The following is a 21,033-nucleotide window of genomic DNA, read 5'->3' as shown; positions in this document are numbered from 1 at the left end:
GCTATGCGATAAGGAATTCGCAACAACCGAGCAGCTCGGGAAACACGCGTGGGTCGCTCACAAAAAGCAACTCACAGATCGGCGCTTAGCCAAAGTCCGCGCAGAGGCCGGGCATCGCAGGAATGAGCGTAACAAGGTCCGAGGCATGACTATGGCTCGGATGCGTGGCGGGCCACCACTTCGTGGCGGAGCTCCCGGCTCCAAAAGATGACTACAAGCCCCGCATAGCGGGGCTTTTTCTATTGAGGTGTCCATGTTCCTTACTGACAGAGTCTCGGTGACGGCACCCCGCCGCACCGCGGACGGCTACCTCGTGGCCGACGCATACGTTGCCCGCACCGGTATCCAGAACTACCTGGGCGAGGAGGTGGGCCGACCTGATCTGCTCAACGTGCGCGTGTATCGGCCGCCTGAAGAGGTGTTCTCCGAAGCGACACTTCGAAGCTTCACGCATCGGCCGATGACCAATGACCATCCGCCCGAAGACGTCAGCGCCAAGAACTGGAAGGACTACGCCATCGGCCACACCGGCGATGAGGCGGCGCACGACAAAACCCGCATTCGCGTCCCGCTGGTGCTGATGGACCAGGCTGCGATCGACGACTTCGATGCAGGAAAGCGCGAGCTGTCGCAGGGCTACTCGGCCGAGATTGTCTGGGAGGACGGCTTCACGCCTGAGGGCGAGCCATACGAGGCCAAGCTGAAAAACATCCGCAATAACCACTTGGCCCTAGTCCGTCGTGGCAGGGCTGGGTCCCAGTTTCGCATCGGGGATGGGCGCCCCCCCGGTGCACCGGACCCGAGCGCCCACCCCAACTCGCAGGAGAGCAATATGAGCAATCAGCAGACCCGCATCGTGGTGGTCGACGGCTTGCCCGTCGAATGCACCGATGTTTCGGCCGCTGCCATCGGCAAGCTGCAGGCGCAGCTCAACGATGCGCAGGCCGCCGCAGGAAGCGCCGCGGCGGCGCACCAGGCCGCCTTGACCGTCAAGGATGCTGCCATCGCAAAGGCCGAGGGCGAGCGCGATGCCCTGAAGAGTCAGATCCTCAGCGATGCGAATCTGGACAAGCGCGTGCAGTCGCGTGGCGACCTGATCGCCAAGGCCAAGGCCGTCCACGACTCAGACTACAGCGGCAAGAGCGACGCCGATGTCCGCAAATCCGCCGTTGTCGCGAAGCTAGGTGATGCCGCCGTGGCCGGCAAGCATGAGGCCTACGTCGAGGCGCTGTTCGACGGTCTGTACGGCCAAGCAAAGCCGCGCGATCCGGTCGCTGTCGCTCTGGGTGACCGCACCATCAATCGCCAGACCGTGCGGGATAACGGCTACGCCGCGTCCGTGACCGGTCTCGATTGCCGCACCGCTGACCAGAAGGAGGCCTAAGCCATGGCACTACAGACCAACTATCCGGACACCCCGCCGGCAGCCATCGAGGGTGCGCAGGCGACCATGGTGCCTGCCACGATAATCAGCCGCGACGTGGAAAACGCGCCCGGAATCGCGTTTGGCTGCGCCGTCGCCCAGGGTGCCGCCGACAAGTGCATCGTTTTGGCCGGTACCGGTGCTACCAAGCTGGTGGGCATCACCTTACTGGACCGCTCCGCAGTCGGTAGCGCCGGAGTGCCGGACAGCTTCGCGCAGCACACGTCCGCCCGCGTCATTACCGAGGGCGACGTTTGGGTGACCGCCGCCGTGGCCGTCAATGCCGGTGACCCGGTCTACGTGACCGCCACGGGCGCCTTCACCAACGAGGCCACCGACAACACCGCCTTCACCGGCGCCCGCTGGGACACCAGCACCACCGCCGCCGGCCAGCTGGCCGTCGTCCGTCTCGGCTAAGGAATCATAACCATGAGTGGAGCAATCCCCCTGTTCGACGCCCAGGCCGCCCTGGGTTTCGTGATCGCGCAGACCGCGATCATTGAGCCTGGCGTTTACAAGACCGTCTATCCCTCAGTTCAGTATCGCGGGTTGATTCCGGTCGACACCAGCGGCAGTGAGTTCGCCACCTCGGTCACCTACTTTTCGTCCGACCAGTACGGCAAGGCCGGGTGGATCAACGGCAATGCCAGCGACATCCCGAAGGCCGGCACCACCCGCGCGCAGCACCAGACCGGCGTGCACACCGCAGGCATCGGCTATGGGTTCGGCTGGGAGGAAGTTGGCCGGGCGCAGATGCTGGGTATTCCGCTGCAGGCGGATGACGCTGCGGCCGCGCGCCAGGCATCCGAGGAGATGGTTGATCGTGTGGCCCTGCTGGGCGACACCGAAAAGGGCTTCACCGGGCTGTTCAATGCGGCCGGTGTTACCCCGATTGCCGCACCGACCGGCGACTGGGTGAGCGCCACGCAGGACCAGATCGTCGCCGATATGAACCAGTCACTGCTCAATGTGTTCAACGGCACGAACACCGCGTCCATTGCTGACCGCCTACTGCTCCCGTGGTCGCGTTACCTGCTGATCGCAACTCGCAAGATGAGCGACAACAGCGACATGACCATCCTGCAGTGGTTCTTGGCAAACAATGTCTACACCGTGCAGACCGGGCAGGCGCTCACGGTTCGCGGCCAGCGCGGCCTGGATACCGCCGGCGTCGGTGGCACTCCGCGTCTGGTGGCATACCGCTACAGCCCGAACGTGCTGAAGCTGCATATGCCGATGCCGCATCGCTTCCTGCCGGCGTGGCAGGCAGGCGCGCTCTACTGGGAGGTCCCGGGCGTCATGCGTCTGGGCGGCCTGGACGTTCGCCTGCCGAAGGAAGTCGTCTACCTGGACGGCATCTAACCCTCACGGCCCCGGCCATGTGCTGGGGCCACATCGGAGCGAAGAATGAAGATCAAGAACAACCACAATGGCCCACTGGGCCTGCCTGACGGCACCATCCTTCCGCCGGGCGAGCAGACGCCAGTCGCGAACTGGGAGCAGCTGAAGAAAAACTCGGTGGTGCAGGGCTGGATCAAGGCCGAGATCCTTTCCATCACCGGTGGCGACGCCAGCGACAGCAGCCAGGCCGCCGGCGGCAACGCGGGCGGCGAGGGCGGTGCCGACAAAGAAGCTTTGCTCGCGCGCGCCAAGGAGCTGGGCATCGATGCCAAGGGCAACTGGGGCGTGCCGAAGTTGCTGGCGGCAATTGCCGATTCCGAGAAGGCCACGACCGGCGGCAACCCGGGCGACGAGGGCTGATCATGTACGGCACGCTGGAAGGCGCGAACAGCTACCACCAGGCGCGTGGAAATGTTGCCTGGGCTGCCGGCACGGTCCAAGCCCGCGCGGGTGCGCTGATCAGTGCGACGGACTACATCGACGGCCGGTACAGGGTGCTGCTCGCATCCGGCCGCTGGGCGTCGATGTTCCCTGGCGTGCGCACTGCCGGACGGGGTCAGCCGAACGAGTGGCCCCGCACCGGCACCGTCGACTACGTCGGGAATCCCATCCCTTCAGGCGAAGTGCCCGACGAGGTGGAACGCGCAACTTACGAGGCCGCTCTCCGAGAGCTGGTAGCACCTAGAAGCCTATCGCCGGACTACGTGGCCACCGAGGCGGTGACCAAGGAGAAGGTCGGCCCCATCGAGGTCACCTATGCCGATGCCACGGCCGCTGGCCAGGTGCCGAACCGGCCGGTGGTGCCGGCCATTGATGAGATCCTGGCACCGCTATTGCGGACGCCGGCTGTGTTGCCTGCGGTGCGTGTCGTATGAGCCGCTTCTACGATCGGATGCAGGCAACGGCCACGAAGCTGATCGACCGCTACGGCTACAGCACTCAGCTGGAGCGCGATGGCGCACCAACCGGCCCGCCGCATAACCCGCAGCCTGGCCCGCACACCCGGCACGACTGCAAGGTGGTGGAGCTGGACTACAGCCTGACCGACCGCGACAGCACGCTGGTGGTGCAGGGAGACAAGCTAGGCCTGATCTCCACAGCCGTCGACATCCAGCCCGGTAAGGACGACCGGCTGCTGCTGGGCGACCAGCTGTACCGCTTCATTGACCTGCAGTCGCTGTCCCCCGGCGGGCAGGTGCTGCTCTACGAGTTTCACGCGCGACGCTGATGGCCGACTACACGCCCCGCGAGCTGGAGTTGCTGGCCAGGCGCTTGGAGCCGGCTATCCGTCGAGCGTTCGAGCAGGCCATCGCTGGCGTTCGGTCGCAGGTGAAGTTGGACCTGTTGGCGAGCCTCCTGCAGGCTGGCCAAGTGGACGTCGTGCTGGAGGTGCTGGGCTTTGATGCGGAGCGCTTCTCCCCGCTGGCCGAGCAGGTGCGGCAGGCCTTCATAACTGGCAGTGAAGTGGGAATGAGGGAGCTGCCGACGGTGTTGCTGCGGCAGCAGGTGCGCGGCCGGTACAACCCGGCCAACGACACGCCGCTGCTGCGGTTCGGTTTCGACATGCGCAACCGTGGCGTGGAAAGCTGGCTGCAGTCGAACTCCTCGCGGTTGATTACCGGCGTGGTGGAGGATCAGCGGGTGCTGGTGAGGCAGCATCTGACGCGCGGCATGGCTGCTGGCACCAATCCACGCCAGACCGCGCTGGAGTTGATTGGGCGAGTTGGGGAAAGCGGCCGGCGTGCTGGTGGCGTTGTCGGCCTTACCGCGCAGCAGGCTCAGTTCGTCGCCAATGTGCGGCAGCAGCTGGCCAGCGGTGACCCGAATCAAATGGCGAGGTACTTCGACCGGAAGCGCAGGGATAAACGACTGGACGGCATCGTCCGCAGGGCCATCAATGCAGGCCTGCGGATGGCGCCTACGGACATCGAGAAGATCTCAGGGCGTTATGCGGACCGACTGCTGGCGCTGCGCGGCGAGGTGATCGCCCGGACCGAGTCGCTGACGGCAATGAACGCCGGACGGGAGGAGTCTTACCGGCAGCAGATCGAAACGGGGCGCTTGGCGCCGGAGAGTGTCATCGGTACCTGGTCCGCAACAGGTGATGACAGGACGCGGCACAGCCACGACCTTATGAACAGACAGGTTCGGAAGTTCGGGGAGCCATTCCATACGCCGAGTGGGGCCTTGATGCGCTATCCGGGTGACATGGCTCTCGGTGCCGGGGTGGAGGAAGTGATTGGTTGCCGCTGCACAAAGAACTATCGGGTGGATATGGTGGCGGAGGTGAAACGTGGGAAATAAGTTCGGAGCGCAAGTGCGTGCGTTCGTGGAGAAAGCCAAGACCATGCAGAGCACGATCTTCCGGGAGTCGGCCACGTTGCTGGTCGAGGAAGCGAATACCCCGGAGGCGCAGGGTGGTCGGATGCCGGTGGATAGCGGCTTTCTGCGGAACTCCTCCGCGGCGTCGATCGAAGGCATGCCATCAGACAGTGGGCAGTCGCCAGCGTTGGTGTTCTCTACGATGGAGCTGGGGCAAACGGTATGGGTCGGATGGACCGCAAAGTACGCCATGCGGATGGAGCACGGTTTTCAGGGTAAGGACAGTCGCGGTCGCACCTATGCCCAGCCGGGCAGGGGATTTGCCCGAGCTGCTGCTCTGCGCTGGGACTTCATTGTTGCCGAGGTTGCTGCCAGCGTGAGAGGAAGGATGGGATGAATGACTCCGCGATCTACGACGCGTTCGCCACGTTGGCGGGTACGTTTGCCGCAGCACAAAGGCTGGAGTGCTCGTACCCTGGCAAGGCGTTCTCACCCCCAACGGGTAAGGACGGCCGGTGGCTGGAACTGCAGTGGTTTCCAAACCGGACCGAGAACTACGGCATTGAAAACGATGGACCGTCGCTTATGCAGGGCTTCTGTCAGCTGTCCGCGTGCTATCGACCAGGACAAGGGATCATGGTGGGAACCGCGATGACGGACCAGATCATCGCCGCCTTCGCCAAGGGCATCACTTTCGCTGGTATGCGGGTTGAGCGGAAGCCGTGGACGTCCAGCATCATCCAAGACCCCGAGCGGATCATGCATCCTGTGACCATCCCTTGGAGAGGCTTTGCATCGTAGGACGATGCTAGGATCTAGAGCACCACTGCTGCGGACTTGCACGTTATGGAAGATTTGCTTGAAGAAATCGAGTCAATCAGGATCACTGATGTGTTGCCTGAAGATATTGACGTACTTGAAGGGCTGAAGCAGGAGATCAAGGAGCTGATTCAGGCGTACGACGGAGATGTCATCCCTCTCGAGGTTGTGAAGGCAATAACGAAGGCAATTATTCTGCTGGCAAAGGCATTGGCCGCAGCGCAGGAGAAAGCGCGCTTGCAGCGTGTTCTCGACAAGATCCTTGACGAAATTGAAGGTCTTGAAGAGAAACAGCGGGAAAAAACCCTTTCTGAGGAGGAGAAGAGTCGCCTCGCTAGGCTGAAGGAGGAGCAGGAAGAGGTTGAACGAAGACTCAAGGACTGCTCCGCGCGATTGGGTGACTTGATCAAGCAAATACGGGATCACATTAGAGACATCCCCAAGCCGCAGCCCCAAGAAGGGTATCGGGCATGAGCTCAAAACCTCCCAGTTTGCACCTGGTCAGTAGCAACGAGATCCCGAACGAGGGTGAGTTGCAGGCAATGCGCGACGCGATTGTCCGTATGAAGCGGAACAGGGCTTTGCTCGACGAGTTCTGTGTTGAACAGGCCCGGTTCGTTCGGGCGGAGTACTTGGCCTACGTGGAGGCAGGGTTCACCCGGCCGCAGGCCCTGCAGCTGGTGGCGGCGAAATTGTCGCCGAACGCCAAATGAGCGCCGGTCCACAGATCTACCAATTGTCTCTGAAGCGTCTTGATGAGATGGATCCGAAGCGCGCTGCCACGTTTGAGTTCCGACAACAATTCATGAAAGCGCCTGAGACGTTTAAGGATTGGACGGGCGCTTTGGGGCGCTGGCGTGGAACCGACGGCAAGACTGTAGAAACAGTGGTGTTGCCGGGCCCCTTAGAGTTTCAGGTGCGCATTGTTGGGCGGAATGGCAGTAGCGAAATTTATCCCCACTTCGTAGCGTCAAACCAACGGTTGGGTGGCACACCCGCACAGAGAGGAGTTGTGGACCTAATTGAAGGCTCGCCGAAAGGTAGTGTGCGGCGCTTTTTAGTTACATGGCACGGTTTACCACCTCAGTTTTGATTTCAGCGGAGGCCCGCGAGAGAAGGGGCCTCGCTCGATTCCACAGACCCGCCTGATGGCGGGCTTTTTTTTGCCCATCGCGAGGAGATTTATAAATGTCGGAAGCCCAAACCAACAGCGGCGACAAGCTGCATATCTGCATCACGCCCCAGAACGAGGAATTGGATGCGTCCGCGTTCGCCGCGTTGACCTATGTCCACGTGAGGAAGGTGGGCAGTCTGGGTGAGCGAGGTATCAACACCAACGTGGTCAGCTACGACACGCTAGACACCATTGTGTCGCTCAAGGGCAAGGGCATAACCAATGCAGGTGATCCTGCCGTGGAAATGGCTGAGGATCTTGCCGATCCCGGCCAGGCCGCTATGCGCGCTGCTGGATCACCTTTGGTCAGGGCCAGCTACGCGTTCAAGATCGAGCGTTCTGATGGGACGTTGGAGTTTTGGCGCGGCTTGGTTGTTGGTCCCAACGTGCCTGGCGGAAGGAACGAAGACTTTCGCCTCAATACGTTCACCGTCGCACTTAACCAAGCCCCGATCATCGTCACCGCGCCTGCGGGACCTTGATTACTCACGAGGTGGATTGGACGCAGCAGTTTTGAGCGTCTTTCAGCGGGCCGACCTTCTGAATCAAAATCATGGATCAAAGCTATGAGTGAACTGAGCAACATCGTCGCCGCGGAGCGCGGCATCGAGATCAAGCACCCGGCTACTGACGAGCCTGTTGGCTTGGTGCTGACCATACTTCCAGACAGCCATGCCCAAGTGCGGGCGGCGTCACGAAAAGCGACCAACGAACGCATGCTGACCCGCGGCAAGATCACTGCGGAGAAGCTTGAGGCAGGCCGGACGGACCTTCTCGTCGCATCAGTCGGTGGATGGCGATGGGAGGGTGATTTGACCTTCCACGGCGAAAAGCCTGAGTTCACGGAGAAGGCCCTTCGGCAGCTGTTTAGAGAGCTTCCATGGGTGAGCGAGCAGGTCGACGTTGCCCTCAACGATCGTGCCGAGTTTTTTCGCAGCCCTGGCGAGGGGCTTAGCTGACGCCGTGTACCTGACTGTCAGGTATGACATGCCTGATGGGAATGGAGAGACCCGCCGTGCTCGAAACGCGCGATTCGGGGAGGAGTCACCGGAGGTCGAGATTCCGGAGGAGACCGCGCATGTCTGGGATTGGTTCTGGCAGCTGTCTGGCCGGCGGCATAGTGGGCCTCAACCGTTGACGTTTGCTGACGTGGGTGATTGGCAGCGCCTGTTGCTGGTGGATGTCCTGCCCCAGGAGGTCGAGATGCTGATGGCAATGGATGACCGGTACCTCGGGGCCGTACGTGAAGAACAAGCCGCCGCTCACGCGCGGGCGCTTGAGTCGAACAAAAGGAGCTAATGAAGATGGCGGATATCGCAGAACTTGGCTTCCGGATCGATTCGAGCGGCTTGACCGAAAGCACCAAAGCACTCGATGAGAACGCTGCCGCTGCTACACGAACCGGTGGTGCGGCCGAGCGACTTGAGAAGGACTATCAGGCGTTGGCTAAGACCGCCGATAAGGTCGGGGTGTCGCTGGACCAAGCTATCAACGACGATGGTCGCTATGCCCGCGTCGCAAAGCAGGCGCTTGAGTATGCTGAGTCCATGCGCGGCGCCAATCTTTCGGAGCGGGCTTTGGCCGAGGCGGCAGCGGAGGCCACCTCTGCTTACAACTCCCGAGTCGCGGTCATGGCCAGGGTCGGATCCGAACAGGAACGGATGGTTGCCAAGGCGAGGGCAATTCAGGAAGCCGAAGCCCGAACCGCGAATGAAACCCGACAGGCAGCTGCTGCGGTCGAGGCGAAGACGATCAACCTGCAGCAGCTACTGGGGCAGATTGATCCCACCATCGGCGCGCTCAACCGACTGGCTGCAATCGAGGACCGGCTGGAGCGAGCCCACAAGGCCGGCTTGGTTAATTCTGCTGTGTTCGAACAGTACCAGGCCAAGATTGACGCTATGCGCGCGTCGGTATTGAACGCGACCAACGCTCAGAACGGGATGGGGATGTCCGCACGACAGCTCCAATCCAACCTGCGCATGGTCCCGATGCAGGTGACCGACATCACCACTAGTCTACTGAGTGGCCAGCCGGCGTGGATGGTGGCCATCCAGCAGGGCGGGCAGCTGAAGGATGCATTCGGCGGCATCGGCCCTGCAGCTCGAGCGGTTGGGAGTTACGTGCTGGGCTTGGTCAACCCGCTGACGGTGGCGGCAGCGGCGCTGGGTGCACTGGTTATCGCCGCCAAGCAGTCGGAGGATCAGCTGTTCGAGTTTCATAAGGCCCAGATCCTTAGCGGACAGATGGCGGCAGTTGGCTCTGCGGGCTTCGTGGAGTTGGCCAGCAGCATCGACAAGCTGACCGGAGTGACCCATGGTGGCGCGGTGGCGGCGCTGACCGAAACAGCGAAGGCAGGTCGCTATGCAGGTGAGCAGTTCGAGTTGGTGGCGGCTGTGGCTGCACGCATGGAGGCTTCTGCTGGGCGCTCGCTTGCTGCAACAGTCGGCGCATTTGAGGCCATCTCCAAAGATCCGGTTGAGGGCCTGCTGAAGCTCAACGAAGCGGAGCGGTTCTTGACGGCTGCGCAGCTGCAGCGCATCACCGTCCTGCGAGACGAGGGACGTTCTCAGGAGGCGGCCAACGAGGCCATCCAGATCTACGCTAGCCACCTGGACGATGTAGCGAACCGTACGGAAGCCGCAATGCCGGCGATGTCGAAGGGCTGGCGCGACATCAAGGACGACATTGGTGGCGCGTGGGGGGCGCTAGGTAACTTCACCAGCGCCGTTGTCGACTTGGCGGGGGAGTGGGGAGTCTTGTCTCGTTTGCCGAGGCTGACCGACCTTCTTGGCTTGGGGCTTGCGGGCGGCACTGTTGTGAAAGCAATGGGCCTACCGTCGCTCACCGAAGCCTTGAACGGGGCAGCTGTAGCTATGCGCGGCATGCCGCCCCTGCCCACGCCGATCGACGAACGTCAGGTGCTTGATCCGCAGACTGCACGTGATCTCGCCGCCGTAGCGCAGGAACGCAGGACTTCCGAACAGGCTGCTGCGGAGGCTATAAATGCGCAGGTAGCGGGTCTCGACCGAGCTACTGCCAAAGAAGCAGCCCGCCTGAAGATCATCGCGCAGTACAACAGGCTCGCCGACAGCGATGCTCGTCATTTCGACGGGTCGATGCAGAGGTTGATCGAGCAATCGAACGGCCGGATCGACAAACAGTTCAATAGCTCAGAGAAGGGCCCGCTCAGCCAAGGCGAAAAGGAGGCTCAGACATTGGCTCGGGCTTTCGAATCCCTGAATGGTCAGTTGGCCCAGCAGATTGCGTTGTACGGTGAGAAATCTCGACTCTCACAAGTTTCCTACCAGATCGAGCATGGCAATCTTCGAGGATTGAACTCCGATCTTGCAGAGTCGCTTCGCGCCCAAGCAGCACAACTGGACGCCCAGGACCGACAGAAAGCCGCCTTGCAGGATATTTTGAAGGTCCAGTCCGATTTAAATCATGTAGACGGGAGGGGACTCGAGCTAGCCCGTGAGCGCTTACGCGTGCTCAACGAAGCAAAGGGCGAGGGTGTCGTCTCAGATGACAACTACAACGCAACCTTGGCCAAGATCCTGTCTGCCGGTGGTGACGCACCCAAGTCCAGGGGTGCTGATGCCCTGTACGGTGGCGCAAGTGGGGAACTTCAGAAGATTGACCAGCAGCAGGAGGTTTTGCAGGCGTGGTATCTCGAGAGGGTGCATATGCTCGACACGTTGCGACTGGCCGAATCGTCGATCAACGCGGAATATGACGCCCAGGCTCTCGCGGCCTATGCCGAATACTCTGCCGCCATGTCGGACATTGATGCTGCGCGAAAGAGCGTGATGCTGACGGCAGCCGAACAAGGGTTCGGTGCTGTCGCGGAGATCATGCGTAGTTCATTAGGAGAACAGTCCAACATCTACCGCGCAGCTTTCGCCGTGAGCAAGACGTTCTCTTTGGCAAAGGCAGCACTCGCTGCAAAGGATGCAGTGAGTTCGGCTCTTTCAAGCGGCCTGCCTTTTCCAGCGAACCTTGCCGCAATGGCGGCCGCAAGTGCCGCGGTAGCCGACTTGGTAGGCGAGGTCTCTGCAATTGGCATGGCCCACGATGGCATCCACTCCGTGCCGCGGGAGGGTACATGGCTGCTGGAAAAGGGGGAGCGGGTGCTCACTGCGGGGACAGCAGCAAAGATGGACGCCACCCTCGACAGAATCGCGGCAGGTGGCGGCGGTGCCGGAGCATCTGGTGGCCAGAGTACTTTTGCACCACAGATATTCATCAGTGGCGATCCCGATGCTCGAACGATGGCGGCATTAAGGTCGATCCTTGCCGAAAACAACGCGGCAAGCGAAGCGCGAGTTGTTCGTCGTGTAGCGGGAGAGCTTTATAGCGGGAATGGCGCAGTCAGTAAGGGGTTGCGCGCCGGCAACAACGTATCGCGCCAAGTCAGGTAGAACGGCGGAAATCACACTGAGGTGTTTATGGCAGCAGCAGTGCCCTGTCCAGCATGGATGCCGGTGCCATTGCGAGATGGGTATGGATTCAAGCCGATCTCGCCTATGGTCTCTTCGCGGTTCGTCAGCGGAGCAACTATCAACCGCCGGAACTACACCAGCACACCGAGTCGGGTGAACTTGTCCTGGCTGTTTGCGACCGATGTGCAGGCTGCCTTGTTTGAGAAATGGGTGCAGGAAGATCTCTACGATGGTACGGCTTGGTTTCTGTTGAAGCTAAAGACGCCTATTGGGATGGACCATTTCCGAGCAAGGTTTACAGAGAGCTTCTACGACGGCCCGTTCTTGGTAGAGGGCGACTTCTGGCAGGTCAGCGCCACCATCGAGCTGTTCCGGCGTCCACTGTTGCCGGACGGCACGACTGCCTATCCAGATGTCGCAATTAACTCCGACGTTCTAGATGTGGCGATGAACAAAGAGTGGCCGATTGACTGAACATGTAGCGACAATACAGAGATCGACTGCGCAGCACCCTTTCTTACGGAGATGCATCCCGGGGCGGGATATTGGTGTCTGCTGATTCTGTGAAGAATATGTGATAAAACGCGCGAAGCGGTGGCATGACGCTGCCGAACAGGGGGATGCATGAAACTCTTTCCAGTTTTACTGGTTGTTTCTTGTATTTGTTTGCCAGGCTGCGGCGTCTACAAAGTGACAAAGCAAGGCAGCTCGGGCGGCACAGATCAGGTGGATGTGAAAGGCGTTCCGTTTCTGACGCGCGTTCCGATTGTCTATCAGGAGACGAAGCTGCTCCAGACTAGGTGGAAGGTCCAATACGTATTGAGCATCAATGGCAAGAAACACAGGGCGCCGGGAGTCCCCTTCGATGTGCTACCAAGCTCGCAAGCTGACCAAGCGTTAAAGTCGATTGTGGAGAGGCTCGAACGCGATGGTGTGCGAAGTGCTCCGGCTTTCAGAGATGCTGTAGACAGCCTAGTTCGTGGAAACTCTTCGGCTTGGCATGTGTGCGGAAACCCTGCACTGCAAGACAGGATGTGTGCGAATTCTACGGACGAGAATTCTGTGCTCGTTTCCAATCAAGTGGTGGTCAGGACTGAGATCTCGGGGGATCAGTACTACATAAATACCCGCCGTCCTCTGATCGGTAAGGCTTCTGCGTCATTTGAGATCGCTAGCGACGGTACGCTGGGTAAGTCGACAGCAGAGGTGGAGAGCAAGACGGTCGAGACGTTCGCAAGCCTTGTTCCATTTACTGACTACTTCTCGAAGGTGCTGGAGCTAGGCGAGTACGCCGCTGTTGCTGATAAAACTGCGGGTCTCCAGCAAAAGATCAACCTGGTTCCTGCGAACTCTAGCGTTTCTATTGCTTACGAGGTTACGCCTGAGCCCTGGTTATACGTGCTTCGACAACGAGCGGTTTACGCGCCTGTTAAAGATAGCGATGGGAAAACTACAGGTGCTCAGCTTGAGATCCAGAACCCGGTGTCCTACACCGCAGGGGGGAAGGTGGAACTGGTGGAAGCCAGCAGAGTGGTGGTGGCTGAGAAGAAGACTGAGGAGTCGGGAAAGGGCTGGAGCATTAATGGAACGGTGACACCACCTGAGGCAAAGCAAAAATAGAAGTCGACAAAGCCCCACGAAAGTGGGGCTTTCTTTTTGGGAATGGTCATGACGATCTTGAATCGGCTTTATGCCTCCAGTGGATCGGACGTGATCCACGAGACTGTGCAGATTGACATTGGCTCGCAACGCTACTACCTGACGAAAGGATGGGAGGAAGTTGTTGCCTTCACCGAAGTTGGGGTGTACGTGACGTTCCTCGCCTGCGGCATGGACGTCGCGCTGCCGACACGTAACGCTGATGGCACACAGGACCTGAAGTTCGCTATTTCAAACATCACAGGCGAGGCCAGCGGAGCAATTCGGCAGGCACTGGCTGAGCGGCAGCAGATGTTACTGACATACCGCAAGTACGTTTCAACCGATCACGCTGCACCTGCCGAGCGGCCCTACACCTTGGCGGTTAAGTCAGGCGAATGGTCTGCCACCGAGGTGCAGTTGGTAGCCGGCTACATGAACCTTCTGGACACGGCATGGCCGCGTGATCGCTACACCTTGAGCAAGCATCCCGGGCTTCGGTACCTCTGATGAACAAACTGAATCTTGAAAAGTACCTGGACGTTGTCTGGGTGGCTGGTGGGCGCCTGTATCCCGAGCTGGACTGCTACGGGGTTGTGCAGGAGGTCCGCCGCGATCTTGGCTGCCCTGCATGGCCGGAGTACGCCGGTGCGGGTGTCGCAGAGCTGCCGGAGTTGGCGGCAGCAGCGGCGCAAGAGCGGCACGGTGGTGGCCTGGCTGATGGCGCGGTGGCGTTCTGCTATTCCGGCTCTCTGGTAACGCACGTGGCGGTGCTGCTGACCGTGGACGGGCGAATGTGTGCCTTGGAGTGCAACGAGGCCCACAACGTCACTGTGCTGCCGCTGGCGCGCTTCGAGCGGCGCTACGCACGGGTGGAGTACTACGCATGATCCGGGTGTATCCGTCCCGCCTGCCGGGCGAGCCGCTGGAATGCCATGACCACGAACGCACCACAGTGGGCGCGTGGCTTGTCGCCAATGTCGAAGGCTATCGAGCCGGCGGGCCGCAACCCATCGAGCTGGAGGTTGACGGGTGCCCGTTTGCGCCCGAAGCGTGGGCAGATGCTGTCATCGATGCCGGAAGCGACGTGCGCATCTATCCGGTGCCTCGGGGTGTGGCCGCCATCGTGATGGCGGGGGTCTCGTTGGCCTTCACGGCATACGCCTTCCTGGCGATGCGTGGTGCTAATTCAAACAACCCGCAAGGGACAGCGCCCAGTCTTAACCCGGCCAACGCCAACACGGCCAAGCTGGGTGGACCGATTCGCGAGGTCCTTGGGCGGTGCCGCGTGTACCCGGACTATTTGGTACAGCCGGTGTCTCGATTCCGAGAGGAACCGGGCAAGTACGAGACGAGCATGTTCCTCGCGGTTGGGCGCGGGAGCTACGTGGTGCCGTCTGGCGGTATGCGGATCGGGAACACGCCCGTCAGTGCATTTGGCGACACCGTAAGTGTGAGCGTCTATCCGCCTGGTGCCAACGTGGCCGGAGATGCGCGCTCGGAGAACTGGTTCAATTCCACCGAAGTCGGGTCGACCACGTCAGGCTCGGCCGGCTTGGACCTGGGAGATACGGCAGACACAGAGACCAGCATCAATGCCGATTCCGTCACCGTGGTGGGCGATGTTCTGACACTGAACGGTGCGACGGCAACCGACGATGATGGAGACGAGCGCCCAGCCACATCAGTGCCATCAGAGTGGGTGCGCGGTGCCATTCTGACCGTGAAGGCATCGGCGGTTTACGTTGCACAGACGAGTGGGCTCTTCACTTCGCTGTCGGGTGCAGCCGTCGATGAGCTGGCCCCCTTTGTTGGCATGCCGGTGCTGCTGACCTACAGCGAAGCGGATTACAGCCTGTTCATAGCCAGCTATAGCCCGGGGATGCCTGCGGTGCCTGGTGTGGGCGGCAGCGCCGCTGCGTTGAATGGATCTGCACCGGTTACCAGCCACGACTTCAGTGCCAGCCCCGTGGCCTTCGAAATCCAGTGGCAAGGCGTCACCTATCCGGTGGTGCTGGATGCCGACTACATCACCGCAAGCGTGCTGCTGGCCGCCATCAACGATCAACTCGCTGGGGGCACCTTGGTCGCCACTGTGGCTGCTGGCGTACTGTCCATCGCAGAGGCAGGTAGCCCGTTTGCGGGTGGGGCGATTACCCATGCTGGCCTCCCGGTGGAGCTGTTCGGGTCGTCGCCGGCTGTGGTACCTGGTGTTGCGACGGTGGGCGGTACGCCGGCACAAGCCCCGCGCATCACCTTGGCCTATGACAGCGCCACCGGTACCGCTTTCGGTGGCCTGCCGCCGGGCCCCGTGGTGCTGGCAATGGGGCGCGGTGGCAGTGAGTACCGGATCGTCGCGGTGTCAGGGCTGACCCTGACGGTGCAGCGGCTCACCGAGGGCGGCGTTCCAGACGTTGGCTGGCCAGGTTGGGTTCAACGGATGACCACTGAATTTGCCGTCACCGGCTTGCAGGAGGGCGAGACCTGGCTCGGTCCGTTCCTGGTCTGTCCTGATGGGGAAACGACCACTGCATTCGAGTACGACTTCAACTTCAGCTCCGGCTTGATCCACTACACAAGCAAGGGCAAACGCAGATACAAGACGGTCACGCTCAGGGTGGCATGGAGACTCTATGGCTCAGGTGGTCCATGGATAACCCGCTCGCACAGATACAGGGAGAAAACAGCCGATGCGCGCGGGTACACAGAGCGGGTGACATTGAGCCAGCCGGCGCAAGTGGAGGTGCGTGTGAGGCGGGTAACCGCACGCGGCGGCAGCTCAACACGCGATGCCGTTTACTGGCAGGGCCTGCGCGCGCGGCTTTCCCAGCGCCCAACCCGCTATGAAGGCATGACCACCATCGGAGTCACCGTAGCTACCGGCAACCGCCTCGGGGCACAGTCGGACCGGCGCTTTAATGTGATGGCTACCCGGGTCTACGACGATGGTCAGGCGCGGACGGTGAGCGGGGCGCTTTATCACGTGCTGCACTCGCTGGGTCTCGCCGATGACCAGGTGGACCGGGCGACGATTGATGAGTTTGAGGCGGCTGTCTGGACGCCCCGCGGCGAGTTTCTGGACTACGTGGCCGAGCGTGGCAACGCCAGTGGATTGGATGCCCTGCGGCTCATCGCGGAAGCCGGTATGGGCTACTTCCTGCTATCGGAAGGGCGCTGTTCCGTCGGGCGGGAGGGCATCAAGCAGTGGAGCGGGGCAATCACCCCGCAGCGCATGCTTACGCCGTTGTCCACAGCGTTTAAGGCGCCCGGGGTCGATGACTTTGACGGGGTCGACGTGACCTATACCGACGGCGTGAGCTGGTCGGCGGAAACGGTTGAATGCCGCCTGCCGGGTGCGGACACGCCGCGCCGGGTGGAAGCCTTCACGTTGGATGGCGTGGGCTCGCGGGACCGGGCCTACCGCATCGGGATGCGCCGGCTGCTGAAACATCAGGGCCAGCGCCTGAGCCACAGCTGCAGCACGGAGCTGATGGCCTTGGCGTATCAGTACGGCGACCGCATCAAGTTGACTGACGACATACCGGGTAGCAGTACCACCAGCTGCATGATCGAGCAGGCCACTAGCGATGGCACGTTGATCACGCTGACCGTGGGGGAACTCCTTGACTGGAGCTTGCCGGCGCCGCGCTGTTTGATCCGCTTTCAGTCGGTAGGGCCCGCAAGACCTGGCGCGGGGTCGAACTGTCCGCTCCCATCGCCGTGGGCGCTGCGGAGGCGGCCGAGCGTTCGAGTGCCGATGCCAAGGCCTATGCCGAGAGTGCCATTACCGCGTCGGCGTCGGTATACGTCGAGCGCACGTGGTCGGCCCTTGCGGCCAAGCCGGGTTCGGTCGCAGGGCAGGGTGCCCAAGTCATTGGCGATGGCGGCACGCACCTGGACCCGGTGAGCGGCGTATCCGTGCCCAACTCGGGGCAATACCGGTGGACGGGCGCCGCATGGCAGTGGCTGCGCTCGGACGTGGTGGCGGATAAAGCCGACTTGACCAATGTCGACCTGCAGCTCGAGTTGAACACGCTGACGCTCAACGGCAGCGGTAGCGGAAACTCGTTGTTCAAGGGCTACGTTCCTGCAGGCGCGGGTGCCTTGGGGCTGGTGTTTGGGGCCGGTGGCATCGGCCTACGGGACCGCCGGGCGGGCGCAAGCCGGCACTACGAGCTGACGCTCGAGGAGGAGGCCACTTTCACCATCGGATCGGGGCAGATCCTGATTTGGGATCTGGCTACGAACGCACTGCAGGTTCAGGCCAACGGCGCTGCGCGTCCGCTGCAGCATGCACTGCTTGCCTACAACAAGGCAGGACAGATCGTGGCTGGACTGCTGATGGGGGCTATCACGCGGACGACTGAGGACCTTCAGGCAGCTCATTTGGCTTGTTCACCGTGGTACACGAACGGCATCATCAGTGCAGGGTCGGCTCCGATAACGATTAATTTGGCCAGTACTTCCCTATATTTAGCGGCGGGCACAGGCAAGGAGGTGGCTCAGAAGCCTTCTGCACAGATGCCCGATCCCTTCTCGGTTCCTGCGAATTCGGTGTTGCTATGGGATCTGGTCACCAACACCGTGGCGGTGTACGGCAACAATGTCGCCAAGCCAATGCCGCATGTGGTCTTGGCAAATTGCCGTACGGGCGGATGGGCCGATGCCGGTCTGCTGGTGGAGAAGCGCAACGCCTTTGATTCCATCAACGCCAAGGCTGCGGTTGATCGGATAAATACCCGAACAAAACTCCTGTACTCGCACATTGTCTTCTCGCGCGCGCCTGGGACGACATCGGCGATCTCGGTCAATGGCGCAACAGTTGAGGCAAGTGGCTTGACCCTGTACGCCATCGGCTGGAATGCGGAGACTGTAAAGCGCGTTGATCCAAGCACGACAGGTGCGGTCACGGCGTTCTGGACGTTCGCTGACAACGAGGTCTTGGTATGGGATTGGGACATGAACGCTGTTCGCAAGATAGGGAACAACGAACCAAGGCCGGGCCAGTTCGTTACCCTACTGATGCGCAAGAACGGTGTTTTTGTAGCTGGCGAACTGCTGCCGTTGGTGCAAGCCGCTCAGTTGCCTGACTTCGCGCAGGCCGACAGCCCGGCGGAATCCACCGAGTCGCGGGCGATCACGATTACCGGCAAATTCGCCGCCCAAGGCATGACCATCGTCAGGGACACGATATGGGTCTTCAACGGCAGCGCGGACGACCACAGCGCCTTCGGTTCGGTGATCCGCTATTGGGCCAACCTGGAGGCCGGCTTCCCTGGTGCGGGCAACATGACCCACAACTTCGGGCATGCGGCTTCGGTTGATTACAACATGCGCAACGACGTGCTGTGCCTTGGCAACGGTGAGGGAGCGAACACATGGTTGCCGCGTGTTGACCTGCTGCTCAATGCGAGCGGCTACAACGCCACCGATGGCGTGGTGCTGGACTTCAATGATCCGGTGGGAACGCCCCGTGTGTCGGTTGAGTTCTTTGTGGAGGAAGGAGGCGCGGTGGTCAAGCAGATCGGCGGCGCCGGCTCGGTCTGCTGCTGGGGCGAGGACGTGAACGTGCTTTACATGCTGGTGGGGAGGCAAGGGTTATGGCCCATCCGCTTCTTCAAGGTCGTCCTAGGCATGGGAGACAACGATTTCAGCGATCCAACCGGCCTGGATCTCAATCGTTGGGGCACGTTCGCCGCAGGGAAGGCGGCTGACGAGTACAACGGGACCGCGCTGATCAAGCAGGTCTACACAGGTAAGCACTACGGCGTCGCGCAGGGGCTGTGCTTCCACGATGGAAAGCTCTTCTATGCAGTGACCGGGACCACGGGCACGCAAGAAGTCATTGAGCTGACGCTGCATGAGAACGGTACCTTTCGGTGTGGGAAGAAGTACCGGTATAGTCCGATCAAGCCCGATGGGGCGTTCAACGTCGTCGAGAGTGAGGATTGCTGCAAAGGTGTGGTCGGTGCCCCGGTCACGTTTCCATTTTCGTGCAACCAGGTGCCCGCCCCGCAGGTGACAACTATCAGCGGCGCCACTGACCTTCGGGTCTCGGATCTGACATCGGACGGTTTTCGGGTGGATTCTGTTTCTGGAGGTAGTGGGGAGTTCCTTTGGGTAGCTCGAATGAGTTAGTTGCAGGCGCTGCGTGTGCGCGAACCATTGGGTAGAGTCTCGCCCCCTCCCGCACGGACTCGACGAAATGCGCGACTCAAGGATCGACGCCGCCAAGTACATTCTGATGATATTGGTGGTATTCGGGCATCTGGTTGAGTGGATTCCGATTGACTTTGATCAGATCGTCTATCGCTGGATCTACTTCTTACACATGCCAGCATTTGTCCTGCTTTCCGGACTTGTCTGTTCCGAAGTGGTCGACGCTCGGCGGTCGAAGGCGTTGCTCGCGGGCGTTGTGTTGCCCTATCTGGTACATCAGTTGGTTCTAAAAGGCGGGCTGTCTTTCATTGCCCATGAGCCCTTCACCTACTCGGTAGGTGACCCTTATTGGGCGCTCTGGTATCTGATGAGCCTGTGTTGTTGGCGGCTCATGTTGCCGGTTCTGCTGGCGTCCGGTTTCCCCTTACTGGTCTCCATTGGCATCAGCTTGGCTTCCGGGATGGGCAGCGAGTTCGACGATGGATGGTCGATGGGACGCGCCGCGAGCTTCCTGCCTTTCTTCGTACTTGGCCATCTGTATGGAAAGAGCAGAGGGATGCGCATCCCAGCGATTAACCCAGTCATTGGTGCCGTGCTGCTGGTGGCCGTTGGGTTGCTCGCCTACGTCACGCGCGGGCAGCTGCTGCAATGGTTGTGGGGGCACACGCCCTACAGCGAATTCGCTTCGTCGTGGGTTGCCGGCGCCGGTCTGCGCTCCCTGCAGCTGCTGGCGGGCGTTGCCGGTGCGCTGGGGCTATTCATGCTCGTTCCCCGCATCGCTTGGTTGGGAGAGCTAGGGCGGCAATCCATGGCTATCTTCATTGGACACATTTATGTGTTGAAAGCGATGTCGGCCTTGGGCTTGGTGACGGCGGTGGTTGGCTTGAGTGAACTGGTCAAGGTCCTTTGTGTCTTGGCGGCGTCCGTTGTGATCTCCGTTGCATGCGCAATCGGTGGTCGAATCGCCCCATGGGCGTTTGACTTCGCGTGGTTGCTCAACTTGTTGGGCAGAGTACGTCGTGGCGCAACGCAGCGAGGATATTGATAGGCGGAACAGGGTGCCCGGCCAGCGGCAGCAGCTGCTGGCGGGGCGCCTAGACCATCCCGAGCAGCTGCTCGCGCGGCAATACGCCCAAGTGGATGAGCCACGCGTTCATCATCTCAATTGTGGCTGTCTCGTCCTCCGGGTACTGGTCGATCAAGCGCTCCTCGACCTCATCCGGAAGCTGTCACGCTGCAGTGAATCCGGCGGATCTTGTCCGCTTCAATGAGGAAGTTGTGAACCCTGGTGGTGCCCAGTATGAGGACGCGTTCACCAGGCCGGGTTCGCCGTCCCTTTGGGAATGAGCATCTATGGGCTTGAGCTTGCTGGTTTGACGGCCGGTCAAATCGACCGGCCGGGGCGACTCAAAGGTGCCAAATCAAGTCACCGAAGGGCAACTGTTTAGCCCCAAGCTGCTGCCATGGCCGACTCAAGCCCATCCAAATAGTGCTGAGGAAGAGTGCTTTGCCCCATTGCGGGAGGGGTGTAATGACGACGTCCCCCCGCTTTCAGTAGCGGGGCCCTTTAGAGTCCAGATTTAATCGTAGCGGCTTTGGCCGCCAACTGTTGGGCATAGGCGGCCGGTGTCAGGCCGCCTAAGATCTTCTTC

At 61.0% G+C, this 21,033-nt stretch carries 23 protein-coding genes; all 23 read left to right on the top strand.

Translation table 11 applies throughout. The annotated features are described in order from the left end of the window. Positions 1-253: 253 nt before the first annotated feature. The 23 genes from ACVOLV_RS01990 to ACVOLV_RS01880 all read left to right on the top strand — a co-directional run bounded on the left by ACVOLV_RS01990 (position 254) and on the right by ACVOLV_RS01880 (position 20,426). Entirely contained in the window at positions 254-1,384 is a 1,131-nt protein-coding gene (locus ACVOLV_RS01990; protein WP_481552897.1) for a DUF2213 domain-containing protein, read from the top strand. 3 nt (positions 1,385-1,387) lie between these two features. Further along, entirely contained in the window at positions 1,388-1,840 is a 453-nt protein-coding gene (locus ACVOLV_RS01985; RefSeq protein WP_481552896.1) for a structural cement protein Gp24, read from the top strand. Positions 1,841-1,852: 12 nt separating this feature from the next. Then, positions 1,853-2,785: a DUF2184 domain-containing protein gene (locus tag ACVOLV_RS01980; protein WP_481552895.1), complete on the top strand. Its 933-nt coding sequence runs from the start codon at positions 1,853-1,855 to the stop codon at positions 2,783-2,785. A gap of 45 nt (positions 2,786-2,830) precedes the next feature. Next, positions 2,831-3,184, top strand: a complete 354-nt coding sequence (locus ACVOLV_RS01975; protein ID WP_481552894.1) for a hypothetical protein — start codon at positions 2,831-2,833, stop codon at positions 3,182-3,184. A gap of 2 nt (positions 3,185-3,186) precedes the next feature. Continuing rightward, on the top strand, positions 3,187-3,699 hold the full coding sequence (locus ACVOLV_RS01970) for a DnaT-like ssDNA-binding protein (protein ID WP_481552893.1): 513 nt from the start codon (positions 3,187-3,189) through the stop codon (positions 3,697-3,699). Beyond that, entirely contained in the window at positions 3,696-4,052 is a 357-nt protein-coding gene (locus tag ACVOLV_RS01965; RefSeq protein WP_481552892.1) for a hypothetical protein, read from the top strand. Before ACVOLV_RS01970 ends, ACVOLV_RS01965 begins: the two co-directional genes overlap by 4 nt. After that, the gene (locus tag ACVOLV_RS01960) at positions 4,052-5,128 is read left to right on the top strand and encodes a phage minor head protein (RefSeq protein WP_481552891.1); all 1,077 of its coding nucleotides are present in this window, start codon (positions 4,052-4,054) and stop codon (positions 5,126-5,128) included. Before ACVOLV_RS01965 ends, ACVOLV_RS01960 begins: the two co-directional genes overlap by 1 nt. Continuing rightward, on the top strand, positions 5,118-5,543 hold the full coding sequence (locus ACVOLV_RS01955; RefSeq protein WP_481552890.1) for a hypothetical protein: 426 nt from the start codon (positions 5,118-5,120) through the stop codon (positions 5,541-5,543). Before ACVOLV_RS01960 ends, ACVOLV_RS01955 begins: the two co-directional genes overlap by 11 nt. Beyond that, complete coding sequence (locus ACVOLV_RS01950; protein ID WP_481552889.1) at positions 5,540-5,947, top strand: phage tail terminator-like protein; 408 nt, start codon at positions 5,540-5,542, stop codon at positions 5,945-5,947. Before ACVOLV_RS01955 ends, ACVOLV_RS01950 begins: the two co-directional genes overlap by 4 nt. Positions 5,948-5,992: 45 nt before the next feature. After that, positions 5,993-6,439 (top strand): hypothetical protein, encoded by a 447-nt coding sequence (locus ACVOLV_RS01945; RefSeq protein WP_481552888.1) that lies wholly within the window; start codon positions 5,993-5,995, stop codon positions 6,437-6,439. After that, complete coding sequence (locus tag ACVOLV_RS01940) at positions 6,436-6,678, top strand: hypothetical protein (RefSeq protein WP_481552887.1); 243 nt, start codon at positions 6,436-6,438, stop codon at positions 6,676-6,678. Before ACVOLV_RS01945 ends, ACVOLV_RS01940 begins: the two co-directional genes overlap by 4 nt. Further along, positions 6,675-7,058 carry a hypothetical protein gene (locus ACVOLV_RS01935; protein WP_481552886.1) on the top strand — a complete coding sequence of 128 codons (384 nt, stop codon included), beginning with the start codon at positions 6,675-6,677 and terminating at the stop codon, positions 7,056-7,058. Before ACVOLV_RS01940 ends, ACVOLV_RS01935 begins: the two co-directional genes overlap by 4 nt. 95 nt (positions 7,059-7,153) lie before the next feature. Next, positions 7,154-7,621: a hypothetical protein gene (locus ACVOLV_RS01930; protein ID WP_481552885.1), complete on the top strand. Its 468-nt coding sequence runs from the start codon at positions 7,154-7,156 to the stop codon at positions 7,619-7,621. Positions 7,622-7,705: 84 nt separating this feature from the next. Then, positions 7,706-8,098: a hypothetical protein gene (locus tag ACVOLV_RS01925; protein WP_481552884.1), complete on the top strand. Its 393-nt coding sequence runs from the start codon at positions 7,706-7,708 to the stop codon at positions 8,096-8,098. A gap of 28 nt (positions 8,099-8,126) precedes the next feature. Further along, positions 8,127-8,438 carry a phage tail assembly chaperone gene (locus ACVOLV_RS01920; RefSeq protein WP_481552883.1) on the top strand — a complete coding sequence of 104 codons (312 nt, stop codon included), beginning with the start codon at positions 8,127-8,129 and terminating at the stop codon, positions 8,436-8,438. 5 nt (positions 8,439-8,443) lie between these two features. Next, entirely contained in the window at positions 8,444-11,563 is a 3,120-nt protein-coding gene (locus tag ACVOLV_RS01915) for a phage tail length tape measure family protein (RefSeq protein ID WP_481552882.1), read from the top strand. A gap of 180 nt (positions 11,564-11,743) precedes the next feature. Next, positions 11,744-12,058: a hypothetical protein gene (locus ACVOLV_RS01910; protein ID WP_481552881.1), complete on the top strand. Its 315-nt coding sequence runs from the start codon at positions 11,744-11,746 to the stop codon at positions 12,056-12,058. A gap of 150 nt (positions 12,059-12,208) precedes the next feature. Next, positions 12,209-13,204: a hypothetical protein gene (locus ACVOLV_RS01905; RefSeq protein WP_481552880.1), complete on the top strand. Its 996-nt coding sequence runs from the start codon at positions 12,209-12,211 to the stop codon at positions 13,202-13,204. A gap of 48 nt (positions 13,205-13,252) precedes the next feature. Beyond that, positions 13,253-13,732 carry a DUF1833 family protein gene (locus ACVOLV_RS01900; protein WP_481552879.1) on the top strand — a complete coding sequence of 160 codons (480 nt, stop codon included), beginning with the start codon at positions 13,253-13,255 and terminating at the stop codon, positions 13,730-13,732. Beyond that, positions 13,732-14,112, top strand: a complete 381-nt coding sequence (locus ACVOLV_RS01895) for a hypothetical protein (protein ID WP_481552878.1) — start codon at positions 13,732-13,734, stop codon at positions 14,110-14,112. The genes ACVOLV_RS01900 and ACVOLV_RS01895 overlap by 1 nt, the downstream gene beginning before the upstream one ends. After that, positions 14,109-17,129, top strand: a complete 3,021-nt coding sequence (locus ACVOLV_RS01890; protein WP_481552877.1) for a host specificity factor TipJ family phage tail protein — start codon at positions 14,109-14,111, stop codon at positions 17,127-17,129. The genes ACVOLV_RS01895 and ACVOLV_RS01890 overlap by 4 nt, the downstream gene beginning before the upstream one ends. Next, a complete protein-coding gene (locus ACVOLV_RS01885) occupies positions 17,126-19,360 on the top strand; it encodes a hypothetical protein (protein WP_481552876.1) in 2,235 nt (744 codons plus the stop codon). Before ACVOLV_RS01890 ends, ACVOLV_RS01885 begins: the two co-directional genes overlap by 4 nt. A gap of 67 nt (positions 19,361-19,427) precedes the next feature. Next, a complete protein-coding gene (locus ACVOLV_RS01880; protein ID WP_481552875.1) occupies positions 19,428-20,426 on the top strand; it encodes an acyltransferase family protein in 999 nt (332 codons plus the stop codon). The last annotated feature ends 607 nt before the right edge of the window (positions 20,427-21,033 follow it).

Source organism: Stenotrophomonas sp. STEN023 (assembly GCF_056760135.1).
The sequence above is the reverse complement of the archived record's forward strand: the minus strand, read 5'-3'. Positions and strand labels throughout refer to the sequence as shown.

Excerpts from the sequence above, each read along its gene's own strand:
- ACVOLV_RS01915 (WP_481552882.1), top strand. The coding sequence starts at position 8,444 with ATGGCGGATATCGCAGAACTTGGCTTCCGGATCGATTCGAGCGGCTTG.
- ACVOLV_RS01985 (WP_481552896.1), top strand. The coding sequence starts at position 1,388 with ATGGCACTACAGACCAACTATCCGGACACCCCGCCGGCAGCCATCGAG.
- ACVOLV_RS01925 (WP_481552884.1), top strand. The coding sequence starts at position 7,706 with ATGAGTGAACTGAGCAACATCGTCGCCGCGGAGCGCGGCATCGAGATC.
- ACVOLV_RS01980 (WP_481552895.1), top strand. The coding sequence starts at position 1,853 with ATGAGTGGAGCAATCCCCCTGTTCGACGCCCAGGCCGCCCTGGGTTTC.
- ACVOLV_RS01895 (WP_481552878.1), top strand. The coding sequence starts at position 13,732 with ATGAACAAACTGAATCTTGAAAAGTACCTGGACGTTGTCTGGGTGGCT.
- ACVOLV_RS01970 (WP_481552893.1), top strand. The coding sequence starts at position 3,187 with ATGTACGGCACGCTGGAAGGCGCGAACAGCTACCACCAGGCGCGTGGA.
- ACVOLV_RS01930 (WP_481552885.1), top strand. The coding sequence starts at position 7,154 with ATGTCGGAAGCCCAAACCAACAGCGGCGACAAGCTGCATATCTGCATC.
- ACVOLV_RS01940 (WP_481552887.1), top strand. The coding sequence starts at position 6,436 with ATGAGCTCAAAACCTCCCAGTTTGCACCTGGTCAGTAGCAACGAGATC.
- ACVOLV_RS01950 (WP_481552889.1), top strand. The coding sequence starts at position 5,540 with ATGAATGACTCCGCGATCTACGACGCGTTCGCCACGTTGGCGGGTACG.
- ACVOLV_RS01905 (WP_481552880.1), top strand. The coding sequence starts at position 12,209 with ATGAAACTCTTTCCAGTTTTACTGGTTGTTTCTTGTATTTGTTTGCCA.
- ACVOLV_RS01960 (WP_481552891.1), top strand. The coding sequence starts at position 4,052 with ATGGCCGACTACACGCCCCGCGAGCTGGAGTTGCTGGCCAGGCGCTTG.
- ACVOLV_RS01975 (WP_481552894.1), top strand. The coding sequence starts at position 2,831 with ATGAAGATCAAGAACAACCACAATGGCCCACTGGGCCTGCCTGACGGC.
- ACVOLV_RS01920 (WP_481552883.1), top strand. The coding sequence starts at position 8,127 with ATGCCTGATGGGAATGGAGAGACCCGCCGTGCTCGAAACGCGCGATTC.
- ACVOLV_RS01990 (WP_481552897.1), top strand. The coding sequence starts at position 254 with ATGTTCCTTACTGACAGAGTCTCGGTGACGGCACCCCGCCGCACCGCG.
- ACVOLV_RS01900 (WP_481552879.1), top strand. The coding sequence starts at position 13,253 with ATGACGATCTTGAATCGGCTTTATGCCTCCAGTGGATCGGACGTGATC.
- ACVOLV_RS01935 (WP_481552886.1), top strand. The coding sequence starts at position 6,675 with ATGAGCGCCGGTCCACAGATCTACCAATTGTCTCTGAAGCGTCTTGAT.
- ACVOLV_RS01890 (WP_481552877.1), top strand. The coding sequence starts at position 14,109 with ATGATCCGGGTGTATCCGTCCCGCCTGCCGGGCGAGCCGCTGGAATGC.
- ACVOLV_RS01880 (WP_481552875.1), top strand. The coding sequence starts at position 19,428 with ATGCGCGACTCAAGGATCGACGCCGCCAAGTACATTCTGATGATATTG.
- ACVOLV_RS01965 (WP_481552892.1), top strand. The coding sequence starts at position 3,696 with ATGAGCCGCTTCTACGATCGGATGCAGGCAACGGCCACGAAGCTGATC.
- ACVOLV_RS01945 (WP_481552888.1), top strand. The coding sequence starts at position 5,993 with ATGGAAGATTTGCTTGAAGAAATCGAGTCAATCAGGATCACTGATGTG.